The organism is Promicromonospora sp. NPDC050249, assembly GCF_040656015.1.
GTDB lineage: Bacteria > Actinomycetota > Actinomycetes > Actinomycetales > Cellulomonadaceae > Promicromonospora.
Genome location: NZ_JBFAKY010000004.1, coordinates 226084 through 250653 on the forward strand (window position 1 = coordinate 226084; position 24570 = coordinate 250653).

Below are 24570 nucleotides of genomic sequence, written 5' to 3' on the forward strand. Positions count from 1 at the left end.
CACCACCGCACCGCCCTGCACTACCCCCGATCCCTGCACTGCGATGAAGGAGTGTGGTACCCGTGAGGCGTCTTTATGCTGCCCTCGCCGCCCTGGCCTGCGTACTGGCGACCGCTGTCGGCGCGGTCTCCGCCCAGGCCCAGCCCGAGACGGTCGTCAACGCGACCCAGTTCACCGACACGTCGGGCAACCCGCTGCACGCCCACGGCGGCGGTGTGGTCAAGGTCGGTCAGTACTACTACTGGTTCGGCGAGAACCGGAACGCGGACAACACGTTCCGGTACGTCTCCGCGTACCGGTCGACGGACCTCGTCCACTGGGAGTTCCGTAACCACGTGCTCACCGAGGCGAGCCACCCGGAGCTCGGCATGGCCAACATCGAGCGACCCAAGGTGATGTACAACCAGGCCACGGGCAAGTTCGTGATGTGGATGCACAAGGAGAACGGCACCGACTACTCGGAGGCCCGGGCAGCGGTCGCCGTGAGCGACACCGTGGACGGCCACTACACCTACCAGCGCAGCTTCCGGCCGCTCGGGCACATGTCAAGGGACATCGGTGTCTTCGTCGACACGAACGGCGACGGCTACATGTACTCGGCCGCCAACGAGAACTACGACCTGCACATCTACCGCCTCACCAGCGACTACACGGACATTGCCAGCCTGGTCGCCAACCCGTGGCCGGGCGGTCACCGCGAGGCACCGGCACTGTTCAAGCGGGGCAGCACGTACTTCATGCTGACCTCCGGCGCCACGGGCTGGAACCCGAACCAGCAGAAGTACGCGACGACCAGCAACCTGGCGTCCGGCTGGTCGGCGATGCAGAACGCCGGTGACGCCACCGCGTACGGCTCGCAGACCACGTTCGTCCTGCCGGTGCAGGGCACGTCCGGCACGTCCTACCTGTACATGGGTGACCGCTGGGGCAACTCGATAGGCACCAACGTCAACGGCTCCCGGTACGTGTGGGCGCCGATCACCTTCCCGACGTCGACCTCCATGTCGTTCGGCTACTTCCCGGAGCTCTCGATAGACGCGGCGGCGGGCACGATCACCGGGCAGGGCGGTCCGTTCGAGTCGCTCACCGCACGGCACTCCGGCAAGTGCGCCGACGTGACGAGCCAGTCGTACGCCGCGGGTGCCGAGATCAAGCAGTACGACTGCAACAGCGGGGGCAACCAGCGCTTCTGGTTCCGGAGTGCGGGCAGCGGCTACTACAACCTCGTGGCCCGGCACAGCGCGCTGTGCGTGCAGGAGAACGCCACGACGGTGACCCAGCAGGGCTGCGGCACGGGGACGAACCAGCAGTGGTCGGTGGTCGCGGCGTCGGGCAGCTATGTGACGATCCGGTCGCGCGCGACCGGCGAGTGCCTGGACGTCAACGGCGGCTCGACCGCGAACGGTGCGGCACTGATCACGTACACCTGCAACGGTGCGAACAACCAGCAGTGGACCCGCGGCTGACGGCGCACCGGTCCTGAAGCCTGTTCCGAGATAACGTGGGGCGCCGAACCGGGCACGGTTCGGCGCCCCAGGTCGTTCTCAAGACGGACCTGTCCTTACCCGGTTGTCGTAACGTATCGTGTGAGCGCTAACATCGCCGTGGGCGGTCAGGCCACGGCTTACCGTGACGGTCGACCGACGGCTACACGAACGACGCCACGCGACGATGCGGGCAGGACGGAGCGGCCCACGATGGTGGAGCGGCAGGACGAAGGAGTGGAACGGCTCGCCGGCCTCCGGGAGGCGATCGAGCAGGGGCGGACCGCTCTCGGCATCGAGCTCGGCTCCACCAGGATCAAGGCATGCCTCGTCGGGCCGGCGGGCGTGCCGCTCGCGAGCGGCAGCCACGACTGGGAGAACCAGCTCGTCGACGGCGTGTGGACCTACTCGCTGGACGCCGTGTGGTCGGGTCTGCAGGAGTCGGTGACAGCGCTGTTGTCCGACGTCGAGCGGCAGTACGGCGTGCGGCTCACCACCGTCGGCGCACTGGGCGTCTCGGCGATGATGCACGGCTACCTCGCGTTCGACGAGGCCGACGAGCTGCTCGTGCCGTTCCGGACCTGGCGCAACACCAGCACCGAACGCGCAGCTACCGAGCTGACCGGCCTGTTCGGATACAACATCCCGCAGCGCTGGTCGGTCGCCCACCTGTACCAGGCGATCCTCGACGACGAGCCGCACGTGGCGCAGGTGCGGCACTTCACCACGCTGGCCGGCTACGTGCACTGGCGCCTGACCGGGCAGCAGGTCCTCGGCGTCGGCGATGCCTCCGGCATGTTCCCGATCGACCCCGCGACCAAGGACTACGACCAGCGGATGCTGGCCCAGCTCGACGAGCTGGTGGGCGACCGCGGCCCGGGCCTCGGCATCACCGAGCTGCTGCCCCGCGTCCTCCCCGCCGGAGCCGACGCGGGCGCGCTGACCCCGGAGGGCGCAGCGCTGCTGGACCCCACGGGAACGCTGCGGCCCGGGATCCCTCTGTGCCCGCCCGAGGGCGACGCAGGGACCGGCATGGTCGCCACCAACTCCGTGGCGCCCCGCACGGGCAACGTGAGCGCCGGGACCAGCATCTTCGCGATGGTCGTCCTGGAGAAGCCGCTGGAGCGCGTGCACGAGGAGCTGGATCTCGTGACCACCCCGGCCGGCGACCTCGTCGCGATGGTGCACTGCAACAACGGGGCCAGTGAGCTCGGCGCCTGGGCCGAGCTGTTCGGCCAGTTCGCCACGGCTCTCGGGCAGCCTGCCGCCCCGGACGCCGTGTTCGGGGCGCTGCTGCGGTCCGCCCTGGACGGCGACGCCGACGGCGGCGGCCTGCTCGCCTACAACTACCTGTCCGGCGAGCCCATCACCGGCCTCGAGGCCGGCCGCCCGCTGTTCACGCGTACGCCCGACAGCCGGCTCACCCTCGGCAACTTCGCGCGCACGCAGGTCTACAGCGTGTTCGGCACCCTGAGCCTCGGCATGCGCGTGCTGGACGAGGAGCAGGTGGGGCTGGACTCCATGTTCGCGCACGGCGGCCTGTTCCGGACCGAGGGGGTGGCTCAGCGCCTGCTGGCCGCCGCGCTCGGCGCGCCGGTGGCCGTGGGGCATACGGCGGGCGAGGGCGGTGCCTGGGGCATCGCGGTGCTCGCCGCGTACCGGGCGTCCGCGCACGGTGCGGCCGCCCCCGAGCAGAGCCTTGGCGCCTACCTCGGCGCCGAGGTCTTCGCGGACGCCGCGCTCGACGTCGTCGAGCCGGATGCCGACGACGTGGCGGGCTTCTCCGCCTACCTGGAGCGCTACAGCGCGGGCCTCGCGATCGAGCGCGCCGCCGTCGAGACGCTCCGGACCCGAGACACGACGCAGGAGAGCGACCGATGAGCAAGGCACTGACCGACTACTCGCAGGCAGTCCAGGAAGAGGTGGCGCGCGTCCGCGTGGTCGTCTCCGACCTGCACGCCGAGCTGCCGCGCTGGGACCTCGTGGTCTGGACGGCGGGCAACGTGTCGCAGCGCGTGCCGAACCCCGACGTGCCGGACGGCAGCGCCGACCTGTTCGTCATCAAGCCCTCCGGCGTCTCCTACGACGACCTCACCCCCGCAGGCATGGTCGTGTGCGACCTCGAGGGCAACCTCGTGGACGGGACGCGATCGCCGTCGTCGGACACCGCAGCGCACGCCTACGTGTACCAGCACATGGCCGAGGTGGGGGGTGTGGTGCACACGCACTCGACGTACGCGACCGCCTGGGCCGCGCGCGGCGAGGAGGTGCCCTGCGTGCTCACGATGATGGCCGACGAGTTCGGCGGCCCCGTGCCGATCGGGCCGTTCGCGATCATCGGCGACGACTCGATCGGCCGGGGCATCGTGGAGACGCTCAGCGGCCACCGCAGCCCCGCCGTCCTGATGCGCAACCACGGGCCGTTCACCATCGGTCGCGACGCCAAGGCAGCCGTGAAGGCCGCCGTGATGGTCGAGGAGGTCGCCCGTACGGTGCACATCTCCCGCCAGCTCGGCGAGCCCGTCCCGATGGAACAGCAGCACATCGACTCTCTCTACGACCGCTACCAAAACGTTTACGGCCAGCCCGCGACGACGCCGTCGGGCACCACTGCGGCCGACACCAAGAACACGGAAGGACAGGCATGAGCACCAAGCCCTACGCGGACCGTGAGGTCTGGTTCCTCACCGGGAGCCAGGACCTCTACGGCGAGGAGACCCTCGCCCAGGTCGCCGAGCAGTCGCAGGAGGTGGCCCGGGCGCTGGACGCGTCGTCGGACGTGCCGGTCAAGGTGGTGTGGAAGCCGGTCCTCAAGGACTCGGTGGCGATCCGCCGCGCCATGCTGGACGCGAACGGCGACGACAAGGTTCTCGGCGTCGTCACCTGGATGCACACGTTCAGCCCCGCGAAGATGTGGATCGCGGGCCTGGACGCGCTGCGCAAGCCGCTGCTGCACCTGCACACGCAGGCCAATGTCGAGCTCCCCTGGGACGACATCGACATGGACTTCATGAACCTCAACCAGGCAGCGCACGGCGACCGTGAGTACGCGTACATCGCCACGCGGCTGGGCGTCGCGCGCACCACGGTGGTGGGGCACGTCTCCAACCCGGCCGTCACGCGCCGCGTGGGCACCTGGGTACGCGGCGCGGCGGGCTGGGCGGCGACGCACGAGCTCAAGCTCGTGCGCTTCGGCGACAACATGCGCAACGTCGCCGTGACCGAGGGCGACAAGACCGAGGCCGAGCTCCGGTTCGGCGTCTCGGTGAACACGCACGGCGTGAACGAGCTGGCCGCGGCGGTGGACGCCGTCGAGGAGGTCGCCATCGACAAGGTGGTGGCCGAGTACGAGGAGAAGTACGACGTCGCCCCCGAGCTCCGGGCCGGCGCCGAGCGGCACGACTCCCTGCGCTACGCCGCACGCCAGGAGATCGCGCTGGAGGGCTTCCTGGAGGCGGCCGGCGCCAAGGCGTTCACCACCAACTTCGAGGACCTGGGCACGCTCCGCCAGCTCCCCGGGCTCGCGGTGCAGCGCCTCATGGAGAAGGGCTACGGCTTCGGCGCCGAGGGCGACTGGAAGACGGCGGTGCTCGTCCGGGCCGCCAAGGTGATGGGGCTCGGCCTCCCCGGTGGCGCGAGCCTCATGGAGGACTACACCTACGACCTCACCCCCGGCTCCGAGCTGATCCTCGGCGCGCACATGCTGGAGGTCTGCCCCTCGCTGACCACCTCGACGCCGCGCATCGAGGTCCACCCGCTGGGTATCGGCGGCAAGGAGGACCCGGTGCGCATGGTCTTCTCGGCCGACGCCGTCGAGGGCGCCGTCGTCGTCTCGCTCGCCGACATGCGGGACCGGTTCCGCCTGACGGCCAACGTGGTCGACGTCGTCACCCCGCCGCACGACCTGCCGAAGCTGCCGGTCGCCCGCGCGATGTGGAAGCCGCGGCCCTCGTTCGACGTCTCCGCGGAGTCGTGGCTGACGGCGGGCGGCGCCCACCACACGGTCATGTCGACCGCCGCGGGCATCGAGGCGTTCGAGGTCTTCGCGAACATCGCGCGCACCGAGCTGCTCGTCATCGACGAGGACACGACGCGGCGCGGCTTCGCCGACCAGGTCCGCTGGAACCAGGTCTACTACCGCGTGGCCCAGGGCCTCTGACCCACTCGCTCCGCCACCCCCCCCGCACGAATTCCGTCGTGCGGGGGGGCGTCATCCCTCGGGCGGATCACACGGCGAGACCTGTCGTGATGTGCTGGACCGGACATACCAGCCGACATGCCAAGGAGACCGTGATGGACCTCAGTCTCGCCGAGGAGTACCTGCTGCTCGCGCTCGACGACACCTCCGGCCGGCCGCTGCTCAGCGGGCAGCACCTGCAGCTCGCCCTGGCCGGGGCATCGGTCGCGGACCTCACCCTGAGCGGTGCGCTCGAGGTGTCCGACGGCGCGGACGGTGGCCGGGCCGGCCGGTTCCGGGTGACGGGCCGCGCGACGCCGTCGGACCCGATGCAGCGCGAGGTGCTCGACCTGACGCACGACCGCAAACCCAAGGACGCCGTCCGGAAGGCGGGGCAGGGCAGCTTCGCCCGGAGGCTGCGCGACTCGCTGCAGCAGGGGCTGGCCGCCCGGGGCGTGCTGCGCGAGGAAGAGGTCAAGATCCTGGGGCTGTTCCCCAGCTCCACCTGGACCCCGCACGACCCGGCCCCGGAGACCGCCGTCCGCGAGCGGGTGCTGGCGGCCCTGACCGGGCGCGCGGACGCGGACGAGCGGACGGCGGCCCTGGTCTCGCTGCTGCTCGTGACCGACCTGATCCGCAAGGTCTTCCCCGACCAGGACCGCCGCTCGCTGAAGCGCCGCGCGAAGGAGATCACCGAGTCGGAGTGGGCCGGCGCCGCGGTCAAGCGAGCGATCGACGAGCTCAACGCGGCGATGGTCGCGGCGACGGTGGCGGCGACGGGGGCGGCCACGGCAGGCAGCTGACCCTCACGCCGGGTTCACGATCCGCCGAGGTCCACCACCGGCCAGCCGGCCTTCCAGCCCAGCCGGTGCAGGCCCAGCGTCGGGAAGTACGGGATCTCCTCGTTGGCGCCGTCGTAGTAGTGGTAGGCGAGGACGCCGTCGTGCACCGACTGGCCGCCGGGGCCGACCCTCGGACCGCTCGACTCCAGGAGCACGGTGCCCCCGCCGCCGACCATGTCGCGGCCCTCCTTGTCGAGGTACGGTCCGGTCACGTCGCGGGAGCGCCCGACGACCACCTTGTAGGTGCTGTCCGCCCCGGCGCAGCAGGCGTCGAACGAGACGTACAGGTAGTACCAGCCGCCCCGCTTCGCGATGTACGGGGCCTCCACGCGGTTGCCGGGCGCGAACCGGTCGACCAGGTGGACGGCGTTCTCCAGGGCGCCGGCCACGGGCTTGCCGCTGGGCCAGGAGATCTCGACCAGGAAGATGCCGTACCAGTGCGAGCCGATCGCCATGTACGGCGTGCCGTCCTTGCCGGTGACGATGCCGGCGTCTATCGCGTTGAACTCCTTGCCGTCCTCGATCGGGGCCGGGGAGGCGATGACGGGCCCCTGGTCCACCCACTCGTAGTCGGGGTCGTCCGGGTCGAGGGTGGTGTTCGTGGCGAGCGCCGTGACCGAGTTGTTGGTGCCGAAGCGGGACGCCGAGTAGTACAGGTAGTACGTGCCGTCGTGCTCGTAGACCTCGGGCGCCCAGAGGTTGTCCGGCAGGGCGCCGTCCGAGAAGTGCTCGTCGATCCAGGCCGGGATCTCGTCCCAGACGGTGCCCTCGTAGGCCCAGGTGGTGCCGCGGTCGTGCGACGACCACATCTGCACCGTGCCGCCGTTCTCGCGGTTCAGCAGGCCGGTCGAGTAGACCCACCAGGTGCCGTCGTCGTCGACGGTGAGAGCGGGGTCGTGGATCGGCGAGGTGTCGCCGACGACGGCGATCTCGTCGGGCTTGCCTCCGGACGCGCCGCCGGATGCTCCGGCCACCGCGCCGGACGCCGGAGCGCCGATCGCGATGGCCGCCGTGAGCGCGAGCGCGCCGAGCGCCGCGAGTGGTCTGCGTGGTGACATCTTTGTCCTCCGGTTTGGTCGGGTCCCGCTGCTGCGACGTGCACTTCTACAACGATGTAGAGTGTAGGGGAACACCCGCCCCGAGCACCATCGTCGAAAGGCCGCGCACCGATGCCGGTGAGGATGCAGGACGTGGCGCAGCGTGCCGGCGTCTCCGTCAAGACCGTCTCGAACGTGGTGAACGGCTACCCGCACATCCGCGACTCCACCCGTCGGCGCGTCGAGGAGGCGATCGACCAGCTCGGCTACCGGATGAACACCTCGGCCCGCGACCTGCGCACCCGGCGTACCGGCATGATCACGCTCAACGTGCCGGAGCTGTCGCTGCCGTACTTCGCCGAGCTCGCCGACTCGGTGATCCGTGCAGCCGACGAGCGCGGCTGGTCGGTGCTCATCGAGCAGACCGGCGCCGAGCGCGAGCGGGAGCTCGAGGTGCTCGCGGGGAACCGCCGTCACCGGGGCGACGGCGTGCTGTTCTCGCCCCTCGCGCTCGGCCCCGACGACCTCGACCGCTTCGACGTCGACTTCCCGCTCGTCGTGCTCGGTGAACGGGTGTTCGGGGCGCGTGCCGACCACGTGACCATGAACAACGTGGAGGGCGCCCGGGCCGCCACCGCACACCTCATCGCGTCGGGCCGGCGGCGCATCGCCGTCGTCGGCGCGCACGCGGGCGAGGTCATCGGCTCGGCGGCGCTGCGGCTTGCCGGTTACGAGCGGGCGCTCGCCGATGCGGGGATCCCGTTCGACCCGGAGCTCGTGGGCGAGGCGGGTCTCTGGCACCGCTCGACCGGCGCCGAGACGATGGCCCGGCTGCTCGACTCCGGCACCGCCATCGACGCGGTGTTCGCCCTGAACGACGCGATGGCGCTCGGCGCGCTGCACGCGCTGCACGAGCGGCGGATCGACATCCCCGGCGACATCGCGCTCATCGGGTTCGACGACGTCGACGACGTCCGCTACTCCGTGCCCCCCATCTCGTCCGTGGACCCGGGCCGCGACGAGATCGCGCGCACCGCCGTCGGCCTGCTGGTCGAGCGGATCACCGGCAGCGTCGCACCGTTCCGGCGCACGGTGCCCGACGCGCGGATCGTCGGCAGGGAGTCGACGGGCGATGCACAGGGCGACGGCGAGACGACGGTGGCGGTGCGGCCAGGCCGGGTGGAGGACATAGCGGTCAGCCCGCTGGCGATCGCCTGACGTCGTCCGGCCGGCTGATCCCGTCCATGCGGTTCAGCCGCTCGTCGGCCATCAGGCCGCTGAGCCACAGCGGCACCGCGATCCCGGCGAGCAGCCCGAGCAGGGGGACCACGTACGCCACGAGCCCGCACACGCCGAGCACGACCACCGCGCCCACCGCGGTGCCGGGGCCGAGCGCGGGGCTCAGCAGCAGGAAGCGCCAGGTGTCGAGGGCGGACCGGTCGTAGCGCAGCACCACCCGCGGCCAGTAGGCCAGCACCACCGCGCCCCAGGCGCCCACCAGGACGAGCCCCAGCTGCAGCGCCGCACGGCCGGGGCCGTCCAACTGCCCGAGCACGGCGACGTCGAGCAGCAGAGCCACGCCCCCGATCGTCAGCGGAGCGCCGAGCACGTTAGCGCGCCGCCAGCCCGCGAGCCACTCCCGCCAGAAGGGCCGCCAGGGGGCTTCGGCGGGATCGCCGTCGAGCAGCACCGCGCTCGCCGCCCGGACCGCGGGCCAGAGCCCCAGCACGACGCCGCCCGCGAGCGCGCCGAGCAGGACCAGCACGTTGACCTCGACCAGACGCGTGACCCGCCGGAGCACCCGCATGACGCCGCCGGTCCAGCCGACCTCGTCCACGGCGGACGTGTCGCGCGCCGGCTTGTCCGGCCTGAGCTCGCTCACCTGTCGTCCGCCTTCGTGCCGGTCACTACCCGGCCTGCGTCGTCCGTCGCTGTCAGGCACAGGGTGGCACGGTCGCGGACGGCGTCCCAGGCGGGGAAGACGACCGCGGTCCACCGCGGGGCGGAGGTCGGCGCGCCGGGGTGGCCCCAGGTGAACCGTCCCGCGCCGTGTGCACTCGCCCGGGTGATGCCGGTGAGTGCACCGTCCAGCACCTCGTCGAGCGTGCCGGTCCGGCCGTCCACCACCTTGGCGGTCGCGGCGCCGACGTCGAGCACCTCCCAGGTGCCGTCGAACACCGTGGGGGAGACGGGCCAGGTGGCGGCGTCGTCGTTCTCCCGGTCCGGACCCGCCCAGGGCTGCGGGGAGACCAGCGGCCAGCCGTCGTGGGTCCACACCAGCCGGCGTACCTGGACGCGATGCTCGGTCGGGGCGTCGGCGTCGCGCACGTGGTGGACCAGGAGCTGCCGCCCGGGTTCGGTGAGGACCGACGCGTGCCCCGGCGCGAGGAGGCCCGGGCCGCCGGCCAGCCGGTGGCTCGCCAGGACCGGCACGCCGACCTGCCACGGGTCGACGCCGGACGCCTCGCCCGCGGCAGCGCCCGCACCCTCGGTACCGGCAGCGCCGTCGGTCATCGCCCGCCCGCCCCGGTCGCGGAACGGCCCGGTGACGTCGTCGCCGACGGCGGCCCGCAGATGGTACGTCCCGGCCAGCGAGTCGTACGAGACCAGGAGCGCCCAGCCGCCGTCGGGCCGGGGGAGGACGAACGCGCCCTCGACGGCGCCGTCGGCGAGCCGGGGGCGCCGGGCCAGCAGCGTTCCCGGCGCTCCGCGCAGCGCACCCGGCTCGGGCGCGTCGACGACGAAGCCGGTGGCCGGGTCGACGGGCAGCGCGTAGACGCCCCCGAAGAACGAGCCGTAGACCAGCCACTGGCGCCCGCCGCCCTGCCTGCCGCCCTGCGCGGTGCGCGGCCGCTCGGTGACGAGGTTCGCGTCTATCGCGTTGGGGTGCCTGAAGCCGGCCCGGGCGGCCACGTGGTCGCTCGCGACGACCATCCCGCGGTCGGTCCACGGGCCTGACGGGTGCGGTGCGGTCGCGAGCCCGATCGCCGACCGGCGTGACCCGAACGTCGACGCCGAGTAGTACATGCGCCACTCGGCGGGCCCGGGCTCGCCCGCGCGGACGACCTCGGGCGCCCAGAGGCCCGCGGCCCGGGACCATGCAGCCGCCGGGCCGGGGACGCCGTCGAGCGCCCAGCCGTGCAGCTCCCAGCGCACCAGGTCGCGCGAGGTGCGCACCTGGACGCCGGCCCGGACGGGACCGTCCGACCGCGCGTCCGTGGAGAACATCCAGTACGTGCCGTCGTCGTCGCGGACGACCGTGGGGTCGTGGACGTGCCGCCCGCCCCACGTGGAGGTGGTCACGTCAGCCCTTGGTGCCGGTGAGCGCGACCGACTCGATGATCTGCCGCTGGAAGATCAGGAAGATCGCGAGGATCGGCAGCAGCGCGACGAACGAGGCAGCCATGATCAGCGGGTAGTCCCGCTGCGTCGCGTACTGCACGTTCATGTTGGCGATGACGACCTGGAGCGTCTGCCGCTCCGGCGTGTTCAGGTACAGGATCGGCGCCAGGTAGTCGTTCCAGACCATCATGAACCAGAGGATGAACTGGGCGGCCACTGCCGGGCGGATGATCGGGAAGATCAGCCGCCAGAAGATCTGCCAGAAGTTCGCGCCGTCGATCTTGGCCGCCTCGATGATCGAGTTCGGCACGTTCTCCAGGTACTGCCGCAGGAAGAAGATCACCAGGATGTTCCCGAAGATCGCCGGGACGATCAGCGGCAGGAGCGTGTCCACCCAGCCGATCCGCGAGAACATCACGAACTGCGGGATCATCAGGGTCGGGTACGGGATCATGATCCCGGTCAGCATGCCGATGAAGATGAGGTTCTTGAACGGCAGGCGCATCTTCGCGATGGCGAACGCCGCCATCGAGCAGGTGATCATCCCCAGGACGGTGACGGACGCCGCCACGATGAAGCTGTTCTGGAACCCGGTCAGGATGCTGGAGTCCTGCCACATCCGCACGTAGGTCTCCCACTGGGGCACCTCGGGGATCCACACGGGCGGCAGGGCGAAGACCTCGTTCTTGGTCTTCAGGGACGTCGAGACCATCCAGACCAGCGGGGCGACCATCACCACCGCTCCGACCGAGAGCAGGACGAAGACGAGCCAGTCGCCGATCCGGGTGCTCGTGGTCCGGCTCATCGGGTTGCGGCGCGTGGCCTCGCGGACGGGAGGCGTGAAGCCGAGGGTGTTGCGGCGCTGGGCCGTCGTCTGACTCATGATTCGTCCTCCTCAGTCGATGTCAAAGCTGTTGCGCCGGTTCAGGCGGAACTGGATCAGGGTGACGACGAGGATGAGCAGGCCCAGCACGATCGCCATCGCCGTCGCGTAGCCCATCTGCTGGTACTTGAACGCCTGCCGCCAGATGTGCCAGACGGCGGAGGCGGTGCTGTACTCCGGGCCGCCCGTCGGCGTCATGATGTTGACCTCGGTGAAGAGCTGCGCGCCGCCGATCACGTTGGTCACGACGAGGAAGAACGTCACCGGCCGGACCATGGGCAGCGTGATGCTGCGGAACCGCTGCCAGCCGTTGGCTCCGTCGAGCTGTGCGGCCTCGTAGAGCGAGCGCGGCACCGACTGGATGGCGGCCAGGTACAGGATCATCGAGAACCCCAGGCCCTTCCAGATCGCCATCAGGATGATCGCCGGCTTGGCCCAGAACGTGCTCGCCAGCCAGTTGGGACCGTCGATGCCCACGAGGGCCAGGGCCTGGTTGACCAGGCCGAAGTCACCGTTGTACGCCCACTGCCACAGGATGGCGATCGCCGCGAGCGACGAGATGACCGGCACGTAGTAGATGGTGCGGAACGCCGTCAGACCCACGATCTTGCGGTTCATGGCGACGGCAAGAGCCAGCGACACGGCAAGGCCGATCGGGATGCCGATCATGTAGAAGAACGTGTTGTAGATCGACTCGAGGAAGTTCGCGTCGCCGAAGAGCCGGACGTAGTTGTCGAGCCCGACGAACCGCATGACCCCGAGGCCGTTCCAGTTCGTCAGTGACGCGTACACCGCGAAGCACACGGGGTACAGCGTGAACAGCAGGTAGCCGATCACCGGGGCCGCGACGAAGGCGAGCGCCCAGCGGTTCTCGGACCGGTGCAGGCGCGAGGCCGAGCCAGCCATGAGGTTCCTCTCTGCAGTGCCTGGGGTCGTGACCCGTCGTCCCGACAAGCTCGGCCAACGGGTCACGACCCCAGGACGCGGGCTAGTTGCCGGCGCTCGCGGCCGCGGCCTGCTCGGCCTGGTCGTTGGCCTCGTCGAGCAGGGTCTGCATGCGCGGCTCCACCTCGGCCAGGTACTCCTCCGCGGTCTGCTGACCGTCCAGGACCGGCTGGATGTTGGTCCACATCTCGTCGTACCAGGCGGCGCCGTAGGTCATCGCGGCGGGCATCGGGCGGCCGTAGTCCTCCACGATGTCGAGGAACTCCTGGCGGTTGGCCGGGCTGGTGCCCTCCTCGGCCGCCCACTCGGCCGCCATGTCCTTGAGGTTCGGCACCTGGATCCCGGCGTCGACCAGGGTCTGCTGCGCCGTCTCGTCGGCGGACAGGTAGGTGACCAGCTCGACGGCCTCCTCCGGCATGGCGGTGGTCGCGGAGACGCCGATACCGAGCGAGCCGATCCATGTGGCGGGCTCGCCCGTCGAACCGGCGGGGAAGGGGATGAGGTCGTAGTCGAAGTCGAGCTCGTTGTAGGTGCTCACGTCCCACGGGCCCACGGGGAAGAACGCGATCTGGCCCTCCATCCAGCGCTGGTAGGTGTCCAGCGTTGCCGCCTGCTCGGCGTTCGGGGTCACCTCGTCCACCGTGGTCAGGTCGGCGATGTACTGCAGCGCCTCGGCCATCTCGGGGGTGTCGACGGTGACCTCCGTGCGGTCCTCGTTGGTCCAGTCGGCGCCGTTGCTCCAGGCGAAGCCCTGCATGTTCCACTGGACGTTGAGGCCGGTGCCCCACTGGTCGACCTTCTTGTCACCGTCGGTGTCCTTGGTGACCTTCTTCAGCACCTCGAGCCACTCGTCCCAGGTGTATGGCTCGTCCGCGCTCGGCAGCTCGATGCCCTCGGCCTCGAGCATCGTCTTGTTGTAGCCCATGGCGAACGGGCCGACGTCCTTCGGCAGGCCGTAGAGCGCGCCCTCGGGGGTGCCCTGCAGCTTGCCGTCATAGCGGTAGGAGTCGACGCCGTAGTCCCACAGGTTGTCCAGGTCGACGCCGGACGCCTCGACGTGGTCGGTGATGTCGAGCAGCACGCCCGAGGTGACGTAGGACTGCAGGTTCGCCTGCTCGATGTAGAAGACGTCGGGCACGTTGTTGCCGGAGATCGCCGCCTGGAGCTTGGTGGCGTATTGGTCGGCGTCGGTGACGATGACCTCCACCTCGACGCCGGTCTCCTCGGAGAACCTGTCGATGGCCTCCTGGTAGGCGGCCTTCTCGTCCTCGCCGCCGCGGAACATGAAGGTGAGCTTGCCGTCGTCGTCAGTTCCCGAACCAGCGCCGCAGGCGGCGGTGGAAGCCAGGACCAGCCCGGCGACGATGCCGGTGGTCAGGCGTGACTTCTTCATCACGGTTCCTCTCGTGAGCCGGGGCGCTGGGCGCGGGCGGTGCCGCCGGAAGTGGCGGGCACAACGTGTCGCGGAGCGTGCCGGTTGTCTCTTCGACCTTGAAGTTACATCGATGGAGAATCGATGCGGCACACGCTAGCATCCCTTCTACAACGATGTATACCCGCGGCATCGCAGCCGTCACGAGAGGACCCCCATGCATTCCGCCACCGTCTCGCTCGACCCCGCCTTCGTGGTCGGCCCCGTGCGTCGTCGCACCTTCGGCTCGTTCGTCGAGCATCTCGGGCGCTGCGTGTACACAGGCATCCACGACCCCGGCCACCCCACCGCCGACGCAGACGGCTTCCGCGGGGACGTCATCGAGCTCACGCGAGAGCTCGGCGTCTCGACGGTCCGCTACCCGGGCGGGAACTTCGTCTCTGGCTACCGGTGGGAGGACGCCGTGGGACCGGTCGAGCAGCGCCCCCGGCGTCTTGACCTGGCCTGGCACTCGACCGAGCCGAACCTTGTCGGCGTCGACGAGTTCATGCGGTGGGCGGCCAAGGCGGGCGTCGAGCCCATGATGGCCGTGAACCTGGGCACCCGCGGGGTGCAGGAGGCGCTCGACCTGCTGGAGTACTGCAACGTCCCGGGCGGCTCCTTCTGGGCGGACCAGCGCCGGGCGAACGGTGCCGAGGACCCGTACCGGATCAAGATGTGGTGCCTCGGCAACGAGATGGACGGCCCCTGGCAGATCGGCAGCAAGACGCCGCAGGAGTACGGGCGCCTGGCCGCAGAGACCGCCCGCGCCATGCGGATGATCGACCCGGGCCTCGAGCTCGTGGTCTGCGGGTCGTCGGGTTCCCAGATGCCCACGTTCGGCGAGTGGGAGCGCGTGGTCCTGACCGAGGCGTACGAGCACGTCGACCACGTCTCGGCCCACGCTTACTACTGGGAGGAGGACGGCGACCTGGCGTCGTTCCTCGCGTCCGTGGTGGACATGGACCACTTCGTGGAGTCCGTGGCGGCCACCGCCGACGCCGTCCGCGCCGCCCGCAAGCAGACCAAGCGGGTGCACATCTCGTTCGACGAGTGGAACGTCTGGTATCAGAAGCGCGCCGAGTCGCGGCCGCCGTCGGGCGACGACTGGCCGGTGGCGCCGGTGCTGCTCGAGGACCGCTACAACGTGGCCGACGCCGTCGTGGTGGGCAACATGCTCATCTCCCTGCTGCGGAACACCGACCGCGTGCACTCGGCGTCCATGGCCCAGCTCGTCAACGTGATCGCGCCGATCATGACCGAGCCCGGCGGGCGCATCTGGAAGCAGACGATCTTCCACCCCTTCGCCCTCACCGCCCGGCACGCCGCCGGCGAGGTGCTGCGCCTCGCCATCGACTCGCCCGTGCACAAGACGGCCAGGTTCGGCGAGGTGGCGGTGCTCGATGCCGTCGCGACGCACGACGCCGGGTCCGGTGACGTGGTGGTGTTCGCCGTGAACAGGTCGCTGACCGGGCCCGTGGTGCTCGACGTCGACCTGCGCGGCTTCCCGGGCATGCGCGTCGCGGAGGCCGTCACCCTGTCGAACCCCGACCACACCTGGTCCGCGACGGCGGACGACGACACCAGCGTGCTGCCGCGGCCCAACACCTCGGCGAAGGTCGCGGACGACCGGGTGCGTGCGGAGCTGCCCCCGGTCTCCTGGTCGATGCTGCGCCTGGTCCGGGAGTGAGCCCAGCGCCTTGATCCGGCTGTTCCGCTACTGGGCGAAACACTGCAGACTCGTTACTGGAACGTGACGTCGCGCACTATGAATCCGCCCCATGTGAGCGCTAACATTCGAGGCGGGCAAATAGCCGCAAGTCCTCGCACGAAGCCGTGCAGGATCTCAAGGAGGAGACATGGCACGCACGATCCTGACCCGCACCGTTCTGGCCGCGGTGTCCGTAGCCTCGCTGTTCGCGCTGAGCGCCTGCGCATCTGACGCCGGTGGCGACCCCGCAGGCGGGGGCGAGTCCGCAGGTGGAGGCGCCGACGACGGCGTCATCACCCTCGGCTTCTCGCAGGTGGGCGCCGAGTCCGGGTGGCGGGCCGCGAACACCAAGTCCATCCAGGACACGCTCACCGAGGAGAACGGCTTCGAGCTGAAGTTCTCCGACGCGCAGCAGAAGCAGGAGAACCAGATCCAGGCGATCCGGTCCTACATCACCCAGGGTGTGGACGTCATCGCGTTCTCCCCGGTGGTCGAGACGGGCTGGGACCCGGTGCTCCAGGAGGCCAAGGCCGCAGGGATCCCCGTGATCCTGACGGACCGCGCCGTCGACTCGAGCGACGAGACCCTCTACGAGTCGTTCATCGGCTCCGACTTCGTCAAGGAGGGTGAGATGGCCGGCGAGTGGGTCGCCGAGCAGTACGACGGCGAGGGCTTCAAGGCCGTCGAGCTGCAGGGCACCACGGGCGCCGCCCCGGCGATCGACCGCAAGGAAGGCTTCGAGTCCGCCATCGAGGGTACCGACGTCGAGATCATCGACAGCCAGACCGGTAACTTCACGCGGGCCGAGGGCAAGACCGTGATGGAGGGCTTCCTCAACAAGCACGACGACATCGACCTCGTGTTCGCGCACAACGACGACATGGGGCTCGGCGCGATCGAGGCCATCGAGGCCGCAGGCATGGTGCCGGGTGAGGACATCAAGATCGTCACCATCGACGCCGTCAAGGACGGTATGCAGGCGCTCGCCGACGGCAAGATCAACTACATCGTCGAGTGCAACCCGCTGCTCGGCCCGGACCTGGCGGAGATCGCCAAGAAGGTCATCGCCGGCGAAGAGGTCGAGAAGCGCATCGTCGTCGAGGACCAGGCGTTCGACCAGGCCGCGGCCAAGGAAGCGCTCCCCACGCGCGAGTACTGACGTCCGTGTCGCCGAGGTAGAGCGCCTGTCCGGACACCCGCTCTACTTCGGTGATCGAGCCACGCCGAGGTAGAGCGTGCGTCCGGACAGGCGCTCTACTTCGGCGACGGGGCGACGTACCCCTCAAGCGCCGCAGCACGCCAGACAAGAAGGTCGAGGATGACCCAGCAGACAGCACCACCCGTCGTCGAGATGACCGGCATCAGTGTCGAGTTTCCCCCGGTGAAGGCCCTCGACGGGGTCGATTTCAGCCTTCGCCCCGGCGAGATCCATGCCCTCATGGGCGAGAACGGCGCCGGCAAGTCCACCCTGATCAAGGCCCTCACCGGTATCCACTCGCCGACCGCGGGGACGATAGTGGTCGACGGTGTCGAGCGCCGGTTCACCGGCCCCGCCGACGCGCGGGCGCACGGCGTGAGCACCGTGTACCAGGAGGTGAACCTCTGCGAGAACCTCACGGTCGCGGAGAACATCATGCTCGGCGCCGAGCCGCGGCTGCTGGGCGGCCTGCACTGGTCGGCGATGCGCCGTCAGGCAGCGTCACACCTGGAGCGGATGGGTCTGAACATCGACCCGGCGTCGTCGCTCGGGTCGCACTCGCTGGCGGTACAGCAGCTCGTCGCGATCTGCCGGGCCACGGTGGGTGACTGCAAGGTCCTCATCCTCGACGAGCCCACCTCCAGCCTGGACACCGACGAGGTGGCGCACCTGTTCACCGTCATGCGCACGTTGCGTGACGAAGGTGTCGCCATCCTGTTCGTGAGCCACTTCCTCGACCAGATCTACGAGGTCTCGGACCGCATGACGGTGCTGCGCAACGGCGGCCTGGTGGGGGAGTACGTCACCGCCGAGCTGCCGGCCGCCGAGCTGGTCCAGCACATGATCGGCCGCTCCATGGAGGTCCTGGAGGCAGCGGAGGAGGTGCTCGAGCACACCGAGCGACCCGCCGACGCCACCCCGCTGCTCCAGGTGGTCGGCCTCGGCCGCAAGGGCTCGGTACAGCCCTTCGACCTCGAGCTCTACGAGGGCGAGGTGGTCGGCCTCGCCGGTCTGCTCGGCTCGGGCCGCACGGAGCTGGCGCGCCTGCTCACGGGCGCCGACCGGGCCGACGTCGGTGAGGCCCGCGTGGCCGGAGCACCGGCCCGCCTGCGCACGCCACGCGCGGCCATGAGCCACGGCATCGCCTACACCTCGGAGGACCGCAAGGGTGAGGGCGTCGTCGACGGCCTCACCGTGCGGGAGAACATCGTGCTCGCCCTGCAGGCGCGGCGCGGCTGGATCCGGCCGCTGCCCCGCAAGCAGGTCGACGACCTGGTCGCGTCGTACATCAAGCAGCTCGGGATCCGGCCGGCCAACCCCGAGGCGCTGCTGCGCAACCTCTCGGGCGGCAACCAGCAGAAGGTGCTGCTCGCGCGGTGGCTCGCCACGGCGCCGCAGCTGCTCGTCCTGGACGAGCCCACCCGCGGCATCGACGTCGGTGCCAAGGCAGAGATCCAGAAGCTCGTCGCCGACCTGGCGGCCGAGGGCATGTCCGTCGTCTTCATCTCGGCGGAGCTCGAAGAAGTGCTGCGTATATCCCACCGCATCGCCGTGATGCGGGACCGTCGCAAGGTGGCGGAGATCGATGGAGGAGGAGCCACTATGGACCAGGTGGTCGACCTCATCGCCGGAGGTGGGACGAAGTGACGAACATCCTGCGCCACTACCTCTTCTGGCCGGTCGCGGCTCTGGTCGCCCTGCTGGTGGCCAACACCGTCGCCCGGCCGAGCTTCCTGGCGATCAGCATCCGGGACGGGCACCTGTTCGGCGCCCCGATCGACATCCTGCGGACCACCGCACCGCTCCTGCTCGTCGCCCTCGGCATGACCCTGGTCATCGCGACACGCGGCATCGACCTCTCGGTCGGCGCCGTGGTGGCGGTCTCGGGTGCTGTCGCGCTGTCGCACATCGCGTCGTCGCCGAACCCCGAGTCGCCGGTGACGGTGCTCACCGCCATCGGCCTGGCCCTCGCGCTGTGCCTGGTGCTCGGCGTCTGGAACGGGTTCCTGGTCTCGGTGCTCGGCATCCAGCCGATCATCGCGACGCTCATCCTGATGACCGCGGGCCGCGGCGTCGCCATGCTCATCACGGGCGGCATGATCACCACGATCAACAGCGCGCCGTTCAAGGTGCTCGGCTCAGGGTTCTGGCTCGGGCTGCCCGTCGCGGCGGTCATCGCGTTCGGCGTGTTCGCGGTGGTCGCGTTCGTGGTGCGGCGTACCGCGCTCGGCATGCTCCTGGAGGCGACCGGCATCAACCCGGCCGCGAGCCGCCTCTCCGGCGTCCGCTCCAGGACGCTGACCTGGACCGTGTACACGGCGTCAGGCCTGTTCGCCGGCCTGGCGGGCCTGCTCATCAGCGCCGACACCATGGCCGCCGACGCGAACAACGCCGGCGTGTTCATCGAGCTCGACGCCATCCTGGCGGTCGTGATCGGCGGGACCGCGCTCTCGGGCGGCAAGTTCAACCTGTCGGGCACCCTGGTGGGCGCGCTCGTCATCGCCACCCTCGAGCGGACGGTGACCGTCCTCGGCATCTCGCCGCTGGTCACACCACTGTTCATGGCGCTCGTCGTCATCGCGGTGACCCTGCTCCAGTCGCCCCGGATGCGGGAGCGGCTGACGGCCGCCACCCGTCGTCCGGTCGCGACGACGCCGCCCGAGCCGCAGCCCGCTGCGCGCCCCGACTCGACGGAGGTGAAGGCCTGATGGCTACGTCGGCCCCCGTGCGCGCCTCGCGCTCGCTGAAGATCCCGACCCGGCTGGACCGGCGCTACCTCCCGGTGGTGGGCACGTTCGTCGTGCTGGCGCTCATGCTGATCGTGGGCGGCACCCGGTACGAGAACTTCCTGACGCCCGCAGTGGTGTCCAACCTGTTCATCAACAACGCGCACCTCATCGTGCTCGCGGTGGGCATGACCTTCGTGATCCTGACCGGCGGGATCGACCTGTCGGTCGGATCGGTGCTGGCGCTGTCCACGGTGGTCACAGCGGCGCTGCTGCAGGCGGGCCTGCCGCCCGCGGTGGTGATCCCGCTCGCGGTCGGCGCCGGGACGGTGATCGGCCTGGCGCACGGCGTGATGGTGCAGTACTTCCAGGTCCAGCCGTTCGTGGCGACGCTCGCGGGTATGTTCCTCGCCCGCGGCCTGTGCTTCCTCATCGCGCCGGAGTCCATCGCCATCAACGACGCGTCGTTCGGCGAGCTCGCGAGCTGGGTCCAGATCTTCGGCGGCTGGCGCATGTCGTCGGGCGTGCTCATCGCGCTGGTCGTCGTGGGCCTCGGCTTTCTTGTGCTGCACTTCACGCGGTTCGGCCGCACGGTGTACGCGATCGGCGGCGGCGAGCAGTCCGCCCTGCTCATGGGCCTGCCCGTGGCGCGCACCAAGGTGCTCGCCTACGTGGTGAGCGGCACGTGCGCCGGGCTCGGCGGCCTGCTGTTCGCCATGTACTCCCGGTCGGGCTACTCGCTGACCGGTGTCGCGATGGAGCTCGACGCCATCGCAGCGGTGGTCATCGGCGGGACGCTCCTGACGGGCGGCACCGGCTTCGTGCTCGGCTCCGTGCTCGGCGTGCTGGTGCTCGGTCTGATCCAGACCATCATCACGTTCGAGGGCACCCTCAGCTCCTGGTGGACCAAGATCGTGATCGGCGTGCTGCTGCTGATCTTCGTGGCCCTCCAGCGCATCCTGACGCTCCGCCGCACGTAACCCCCGCGCCCTGGCTCGGCGTACCCGGTACGCCGAGCCAGGGCCGCGGCCCGACCGCACGACGACCCGCTCCACACCGACGTGACGAAGGGATCGATACGACATGGATTTACAACGATATAGACGAGGTGCGCTCGCGATCGGCGCCGCGCTCGCGGTGAGCCTGGCAGGAGCGGTGGCGCCATCCGTCGCCGCGCCGGGCGCCGCTCCGGCGCCGTCCACGGCGACGGCGGCCGAGGGCGAGTACGCCGCCTACTTCTTCCCGTACTTCACCGGCGAGTCCACCGCCGACGGCGAGACCATCTCGTTCGCCGTCTCGGACGGGCCCGACCCGCTGGAGTGGACCACGCTCAACGGCGGCGAGCCGGTGCTCAGCTCCACGCTCGGCACCAAGGGCCTGCGCGACCCGTTCCTGATCCGCGGTGGTGACGGCACGTACTACCTGCTCGCGACCGACCTGCAGATCTACGGCGGCGGCAACTTCGGCGACGCCCAGGAGACCGGCAGCCGCTCGCTCATGGTCTGGGAGTCCACGGACCTGGTGAGCTGGGGCGAGCAGCGCGAGATCGAGCTCGCGCCCGAGAACGCGGGCAACCTGTGGGCGCCCGAGGCGTACTGGGACGAGGCGGCCGGCGAGTTCGTCGTCTACTGGGCCTCGGCCCTCTACCCGGCCGACGTCCCGCCCGCGGAGCGCGACATCCGGACCTCGTACCAGCGCATGCTGTACGCGACCACCACGGACTTCGAGACGTTCTCGGAGCCGAAGCCGTGGATCGACGAGCCGCAGGGCGACGGCCTCGGCATGATCGACTCCACGGTCCAGGAGGAGGACGGCGTCTACCACCGCCTCACCAAGGACGAGTCGTACATGGGGATGCGCCAGGAGTCGTCGACGGACCTGCGCCGCACGCAGGGCGTGACCGAGGGCGACGGCTGGGACCTCGTCAAGGAGCGCGTCGGGTTCGGGCAGCCGAACCCGTGGGGCGGCACGTTCACCGGGGGCGAGGGGCCCACGCTGTTCCCGTCGCTCACGGACGACCGCTGGTACCTCCTGCAGGACCAGCCCAGCTACCACGGCGGCCAGGGCTACATGCTCTTCGAGTCCGACGACCTGGGCAGCGGCGAGTGGACCGCCAACCTCGACGCGATCCTGCCGGCCAGCCCGCGGCACGGGACCGTCCTGCCGATCACCGCCGAGGAGCGCGAGCGCCTCGTGGCCGCGTACCCGCCGGCCGAGACCCCGGTCCAGGAGCACACGCTCGACGTCGACGCCGCGGCAGCGGGCACGGAGATGAGCGACGACCTGTACGGCGTCTTCTACGAGGACATCAACTACGCGGCCGACGGCGGCCTGTACGCCGAGCTGGTCCGTAACCGGTCCTTCGAGTTCGCGGCCACGGACAACCGGGACTTCACCGGTATGACGGGCTGGGACGTCGTGCAGCGGCGCGGGTCGACGGGCACGGCGACGGTGGAGTCCGACCGGGCCGAGTGGCTCAACGACAACAACCGCGCCTACCTGACCGTCGAGGCCGACGGTCCCGGCGTCGGCGTCCGCAACGCGAGCTACAACGAGGGCTTCGCGATCGAGAAGCGCAAGAAGTACGACTTCTCGGTGTTCGCGCGGGCCGATCGCAAGCAGCGCCTCACGGTGAGCCTCGAGTCCCCGGACGGCAGCACGACGTACGCGTCCACGACCATCGACGTCACCGGCAAGGACCGCTGGAAGAAGCACACCGCACGGCTGACCGCCAACGGGACCGCCAACGACGCCCGGCTCGTCGTGACGGGTGGCGCGGCCGGCACGCTGCGCCTGGACATGGTCTCCCTGTTCCCGCGCGACACGTGGGACGGCCCGGTCAACGGGCGCTCGACGCTGCGCGCGGACCTCGCGCAGAAGGTCGCCGACCTGGAGCCGTCCTTCCTGCGGTTCCCCGGTGGCTGCGTCACCAACGTCGGCACGTTCGACACCTACCTGGAGTCGGACGGCGCGGACCGCCGTCGGACGTACCAGTGGAAGGAGACCATCGGGCCGGTCGAGGAGCGCCCGACCAACTGGAACTTCTGGGGCTACAACCAGACCTACGGCCTCGGCTACCTCGAGTACTTCGAGTTCGCCGAGGACCTGGGCGCATCGCCGCTGCCCGTGCTGTCCGTCGGTGCCAACGGCTGCGGCAGCAACATCCCCGAGATGACCGACGACGTGCGCCTCGACCGCTGGGTGCAGGACACCGTCGACCTCATCGAGTTCGCCAACGGGTCCGTGGACACCGAGTGGGGCGCCAAGCGCGCCGCGCTGGGCCATCCCGACCCGTTCGGGCTGAAGTACATCGGCCTGGGCAACGAGGAGAACACCGACACGTTCCAGGCGAACTTCCCGCGCTTCCGGGACGCCGTCGAGGCCGCGCACCCCGAGGTCACCGTGATCTCGAACTCCGGCCCGGACGACACCGGCGCCCGGTTCGACGAGCTCTGGGACTTCAACCGCGAGCAGGGTGTCGCGATGGTCGACGAGCACTACTACAACGACCCGTCGTGGTTCCTGTCGAACACCGAGCGGTACGACTCGTACGACCGTGAGGGCCCGCACGTGTTCCTCGGCGAGTACGCCTCGCGCGGGAACGCCTGGTCCAACTCGCTGTCCGAGGCCGCGTACATGACCGGGATCGAGCGCAACGCCGATGTGGTGGAGCTGGCCTCCTACGCGCCGATGTTCGCCAACGAGGACTACGTCCAGTGGTCCCCGGACCTGATGTGGTTCGACAACGACGAGTCGTGGGGCTCGACGTCGTACTACACGCAGCAGATGTTCATGACGAACACGGGCGACCAGGTGGTCCCGTCCGCGCACGACGGCCCGGAGGAGACCCCGGCGGACATCTCCGGCGGCGTCTTCCTGTCGACCTGGAACACCGAGGCCGCCTACGACGACGTGCGGGTCACGGACAACGAGTCGGGCGAGGTCCTCTTCTCCGACTCGTTCGACGACGCCGCGCAGTGGGAGCCCCAGGACGGCACGTGGGGCGTGACCGGAGGCGAGTACGTGCAGTCGGCGGGCAACGTCACCGACGCCCGCTCGATCATCACCGATGCCTACACGAAGGACTGGGACAACTACACCCTGGAGCTCGACGCCCGGAAGCTGGGCGGCAGCGAGGCGTTCCTCGTCGGGTTCGCCGCGGGCGGCCGGGACGACTTCTACTGGTGGAACCTGGGCGGCTGGAACAACACCCGCCAGGCGCTCCAGCGGGCCGACGGCGGCGGCGCGGGCGAGGTCGCGGCGGTGGAGGGCCACTCCATGGAGACCGGCCGGGACTACCAAGTGAAGATCGTGGTCTCCGGGCGGACCATCAAGCTCTACCTCGACGGCGCGCTCCAGATGACGTACACCGAGCCGACCACCGAGTCGCTGTACCAGGTGGTCACGCGGGACGCGGAGACCGGTGAGCTGGTGCTCAAGGTCGTCAACCCGTTCGACTCGGTCGCACGCACGGCGGTGAACGTCGGCGGGTACGCGGTGGACGGTGACGCCGAGGTGATCGAGATGAGCGGGGCGCCGTCGGCCATGAACACCAAGACGCAGCCGGAGCGGATAGTGCCGGTGGAGGGCGAGGCGACGCTCGACGTGTCGGCATCGGCCGGCGGCTCGGAGTTCAGCTACGACTTCGCGCCCCACTCGATCACGTTCCTCCGGCTCGCGGAGGCCAACGGCAGCTGACTCGACGCCATCGCTGGTCGAGCTTGTCGAGACCCAGGTCTCGGGAAACAAACACCAACGGGTGGGAGGCCCCCCCAACGTGGGGGGGGCAGGGCGTGTGGGCCCCCGGCGGAGCC

The 24570-nt window shown here is 70.1% G+C and carries 18 protein-coding genes; 12 read left to right on the plus strand and 6 right to left on the minus strand.

The genetic code is table 11. From position 1 onward, the window contains the following. The first annotated feature begins 62 nt into the window (after positions 1-62). The 5 genes from AB0I32_RS05015 to AB0I32_RS05035 all read left to right on the plus strand — a co-directional run bounded on the left by AB0I32_RS05015 (position 63) and on the right by AB0I32_RS05035 (position 6464). Positions 63-1466, plus strand: a complete 1404-nt coding sequence (locus AB0I32_RS05015; protein ID WP_357503482.1) for an RICIN domain-containing protein — start codon at positions 63-65, stop codon at positions 1464-1466. Between the two features lie 231 nt (positions 1467-1697). Continuing rightward, positions 1698-3365: an FGGY-family carbohydrate kinase gene (locus tag AB0I32_RS05020; RefSeq protein ID WP_357503484.1), complete on the plus strand. Its 1668-nt coding sequence runs from the start codon at positions 1698-1700 to the stop codon at positions 3363-3365. After that, complete coding sequence (locus tag AB0I32_RS05025) at positions 3362-4132, plus strand: L-ribulose-5-phosphate 4-epimerase (protein ID WP_357503486.1); 771 nt, start codon at positions 3362-3364, stop codon at positions 4130-4132. Before AB0I32_RS05020 ends, AB0I32_RS05025 begins: the two co-directional genes overlap by 4 nt. Continuing rightward, complete coding sequence (gene araA, locus AB0I32_RS05030) at positions 4129-5643, plus strand: L-arabinose isomerase (RefSeq protein ID WP_357503488.1); 1515 nt, start codon at positions 4129-4131, stop codon at positions 5641-5643. The genes AB0I32_RS05025 and araA overlap by 4 nt, the downstream gene beginning before the upstream one ends. Positions 5644-5777: 134 nt before the next feature. Further along, positions 5778-6464, plus strand: a complete 687-nt coding sequence (locus AB0I32_RS05035; RefSeq protein WP_357503490.1) for a GPP34 family phosphoprotein — start codon at positions 5778-5780, stop codon at positions 6462-6464. Positions 6465-6478: 14 nt separating this feature from the next. Here AB0I32_RS05035 and AB0I32_RS05040 read toward each other — a convergent pair whose 3' ends face one another. Further along, on the minus strand, positions 6479-7561 hold the full coding sequence (locus AB0I32_RS05040; RefSeq protein WP_357503492.1) for an arabinan endo-1,5-alpha-L-arabinosidase: 1083 nt from the start codon (positions 7559-7561) through the stop codon (positions 6479-6481). 123 nt (positions 7562-7684) lie between these two features. Here AB0I32_RS05040 and AB0I32_RS05045 point away from each other — a divergent pair, with 123 nt between their 5' ends. Then, on the plus strand, positions 7685-8758 hold the full coding sequence (locus tag AB0I32_RS05045; protein WP_357503539.1) for a LacI family DNA-binding transcriptional regulator: 1074 nt from the start codon (positions 7685-7687) through the stop codon (positions 8756-8758). On the opposite strand, the gene AB0I32_RS05050 is transcribed toward AB0I32_RS05045, so the two are convergent. The 5 genes from AB0I32_RS05050 to AB0I32_RS05070 all read right to left on the minus strand — a co-directional run bounded on the left by AB0I32_RS05050 (position 8736) and on the right by AB0I32_RS05070 (position 14103). Beyond that, positions 8736-9422, minus strand: a complete 687-nt coding sequence (locus tag AB0I32_RS05050) for a DUF624 domain-containing protein (protein WP_357503494.1) — start codon at positions 9420-9422, stop codon at positions 8736-8738. The genes AB0I32_RS05045 and AB0I32_RS05050 overlap by 23 nt on opposite strands. Next, complete coding sequence (locus AB0I32_RS05055) at positions 9419-10843, minus strand: arabinan endo-1,5-alpha-L-arabinosidase (protein WP_357503495.1); 1425 nt, start codon at positions 10841-10843, stop codon at positions 9419-9421. The genes AB0I32_RS05050 and AB0I32_RS05055 overlap by 4 nt, the downstream gene beginning before the upstream one ends. 1 nt (position 10844) lies before the next feature. Then, positions 10845-11765, minus strand: a complete 921-nt coding sequence (locus AB0I32_RS05060; protein ID WP_357503497.1) for a carbohydrate ABC transporter permease — start codon at positions 11763-11765, stop codon at positions 10845-10847. Between the two features lie 12 nt (positions 11766-11777). Next, positions 11778-12671 carry a sugar ABC transporter permease gene (locus tag AB0I32_RS05065; protein ID WP_357503499.1) on the minus strand — a complete coding sequence of 298 codons (894 nt, stop codon included), beginning with the start codon at positions 12669-12671 and terminating at the stop codon, positions 11778-11780. Between the two features lie 82 nt (positions 12672-12753). Beyond that, on the minus strand, positions 12754-14103 hold the full coding sequence (locus tag AB0I32_RS05070) for a sugar ABC transporter substrate-binding protein (RefSeq protein ID WP_357503501.1): 1350 nt from the start codon (positions 14101-14103) through the stop codon (positions 12754-12756). Between the two features lie 196 nt (positions 14104-14299). Between AB0I32_RS05070 and AB0I32_RS05075 the strand changes: the two genes are divergently transcribed. From AB0I32_RS05075 to AB0I32_RS05100, 6 genes are all read left to right on the plus strand, one after another. Further along, positions 14300-15811 (plus strand): alpha-N-arabinofuranosidase, encoded by a 1512-nt coding sequence (locus tag AB0I32_RS05075; RefSeq protein ID WP_357503503.1) that lies wholly within the window; start codon positions 14300-14302, stop codon positions 15809-15811. 169 nt (positions 15812-15980) lie between these two features. Then, entirely contained in the window at positions 15981-16991 is a 1011-nt protein-coding gene (locus AB0I32_RS05080; RefSeq protein ID WP_357503505.1) for an ABC transporter substrate-binding protein, read from the plus strand. 159 nt (positions 16992-17150) lie between these two features. After that, the gene (locus AB0I32_RS05085; RefSeq protein ID WP_357503507.1) at positions 17151-18677 is read left to right on the plus strand and encodes a sugar ABC transporter ATP-binding protein; all 1527 of its coding nucleotides are present in this window, start codon (positions 17151-17153) and stop codon (positions 18675-18677) included. Continuing rightward, a complete protein-coding gene (locus AB0I32_RS05090) occupies positions 18674-19738 on the plus strand; it encodes an ABC transporter permease (RefSeq protein ID WP_357503509.1) in 1065 nt (354 codons plus the stop codon). Before AB0I32_RS05085 ends, AB0I32_RS05090 begins: the two co-directional genes overlap by 4 nt. Continuing rightward, on the plus strand, positions 19738-20736 hold the full coding sequence (gene yjfF / locus AB0I32_RS05095; RefSeq protein ID WP_357503511.1) for a galactofuranose ABC transporter, permease protein YjfF: 999 nt from the start codon (positions 19738-19740) through the stop codon (positions 20734-20736). Before AB0I32_RS05090 ends, yjfF begins: the two co-directional genes overlap by 1 nt. A gap of 103 nt (positions 20737-20839) precedes the next feature. Further along, on the plus strand, positions 20840-24454 hold the full coding sequence (locus tag AB0I32_RS05100; RefSeq protein WP_357503513.1) for an alpha-L-arabinofuranosidase C-terminal domain-containing protein: 3615 nt from the start codon (positions 20840-20842) through the stop codon (positions 24452-24454). Positions 24455-24570 lie beyond the last annotated feature (116 nt).

Bases quoted from the DNA above. Each gene is read 5' to 3' on its own strand.
- AB0I32_RS05020 (WP_357503484.1), top strand. From the start codon at position 1,698: ATGGTGGAGCGGCAGGACGAAGGAGTGGAACGGCTCGCCGGCCTCCGG.
- AB0I32_RS05025 (WP_357503486.1), top strand. From the start codon at position 3,362: ATGAGCAAGGCACTGACCGACTACTCGCAGGCAGTCCAGGAAGAGGTG.
- araA (WP_357503488.1), top strand. From the start codon at position 4,129: ATGAGCACCAAGCCCTACGCGGACCGTGAGGTCTGGTTCCTCACCGGG.
- AB0I32_RS05035 (WP_357503490.1), top strand. From the start codon at position 5,778: ATGGACCTCAGTCTCGCCGAGGAGTACCTGCTGCTCGCGCTCGACGAC.
- AB0I32_RS05040 (WP_357503492.1), bottom strand. From the start codon at position 7,561: ATGTCACCACGCAGACCACTCGCGGCGCTCGGCGCGCTCGCGCTCACG.
- AB0I32_RS05045 (WP_357503539.1), top strand. From the start codon at position 7,685: ATGCAGGACGTGGCGCAGCGTGCCGGCGTCTCCGTCAAGACCGTCTCG.
- AB0I32_RS05060 (WP_357503497.1), bottom strand. From the start codon at position 11,765: ATGAGTCAGACGACGGCCCAGCGCCGCAACACCCTCGGCTTCACGCCT.
- AB0I32_RS05065 (WP_357503499.1), bottom strand. From the start codon at position 12,671: ATGGCTGGCTCGGCCTCGCGCCTGCACCGGTCCGAGAACCGCTGGGCG.
- AB0I32_RS05070 (WP_357503501.1), bottom strand. From the start codon at position 14,103: ATGAAGAAGTCACGCCTGACCACCGGCATCGTCGCCGGGCTGGTCCTG.
- AB0I32_RS05075 (WP_357503503.1), top strand. From the start codon at position 14,300: ATGCATTCCGCCACCGTCTCGCTCGACCCCGCCTTCGTGGTCGGCCCC.
- AB0I32_RS05080 (WP_357503505.1), top strand. From the start codon at position 15,981: ATGGCACGCACGATCCTGACCCGCACCGTTCTGGCCGCGGTGTCCGTA.
- AB0I32_RS05085 (WP_357503507.1), top strand. From the start codon at position 17,151: ATGACCCAGCAGACAGCACCACCCGTCGTCGAGATGACCGGCATCAGT.
- yjfF (WP_357503511.1), top strand. From the start codon at position 19,738: ATGGCTACGTCGGCCCCCGTGCGCGCCTCGCGCTCGCTGAAGATCCCG.
- AB0I32_RS05100 (WP_357503513.1), top strand. From the start codon at position 20,840: ATGGATTTACAACGATATAGACGAGGTGCGCTCGCGATCGGCGCCGCG.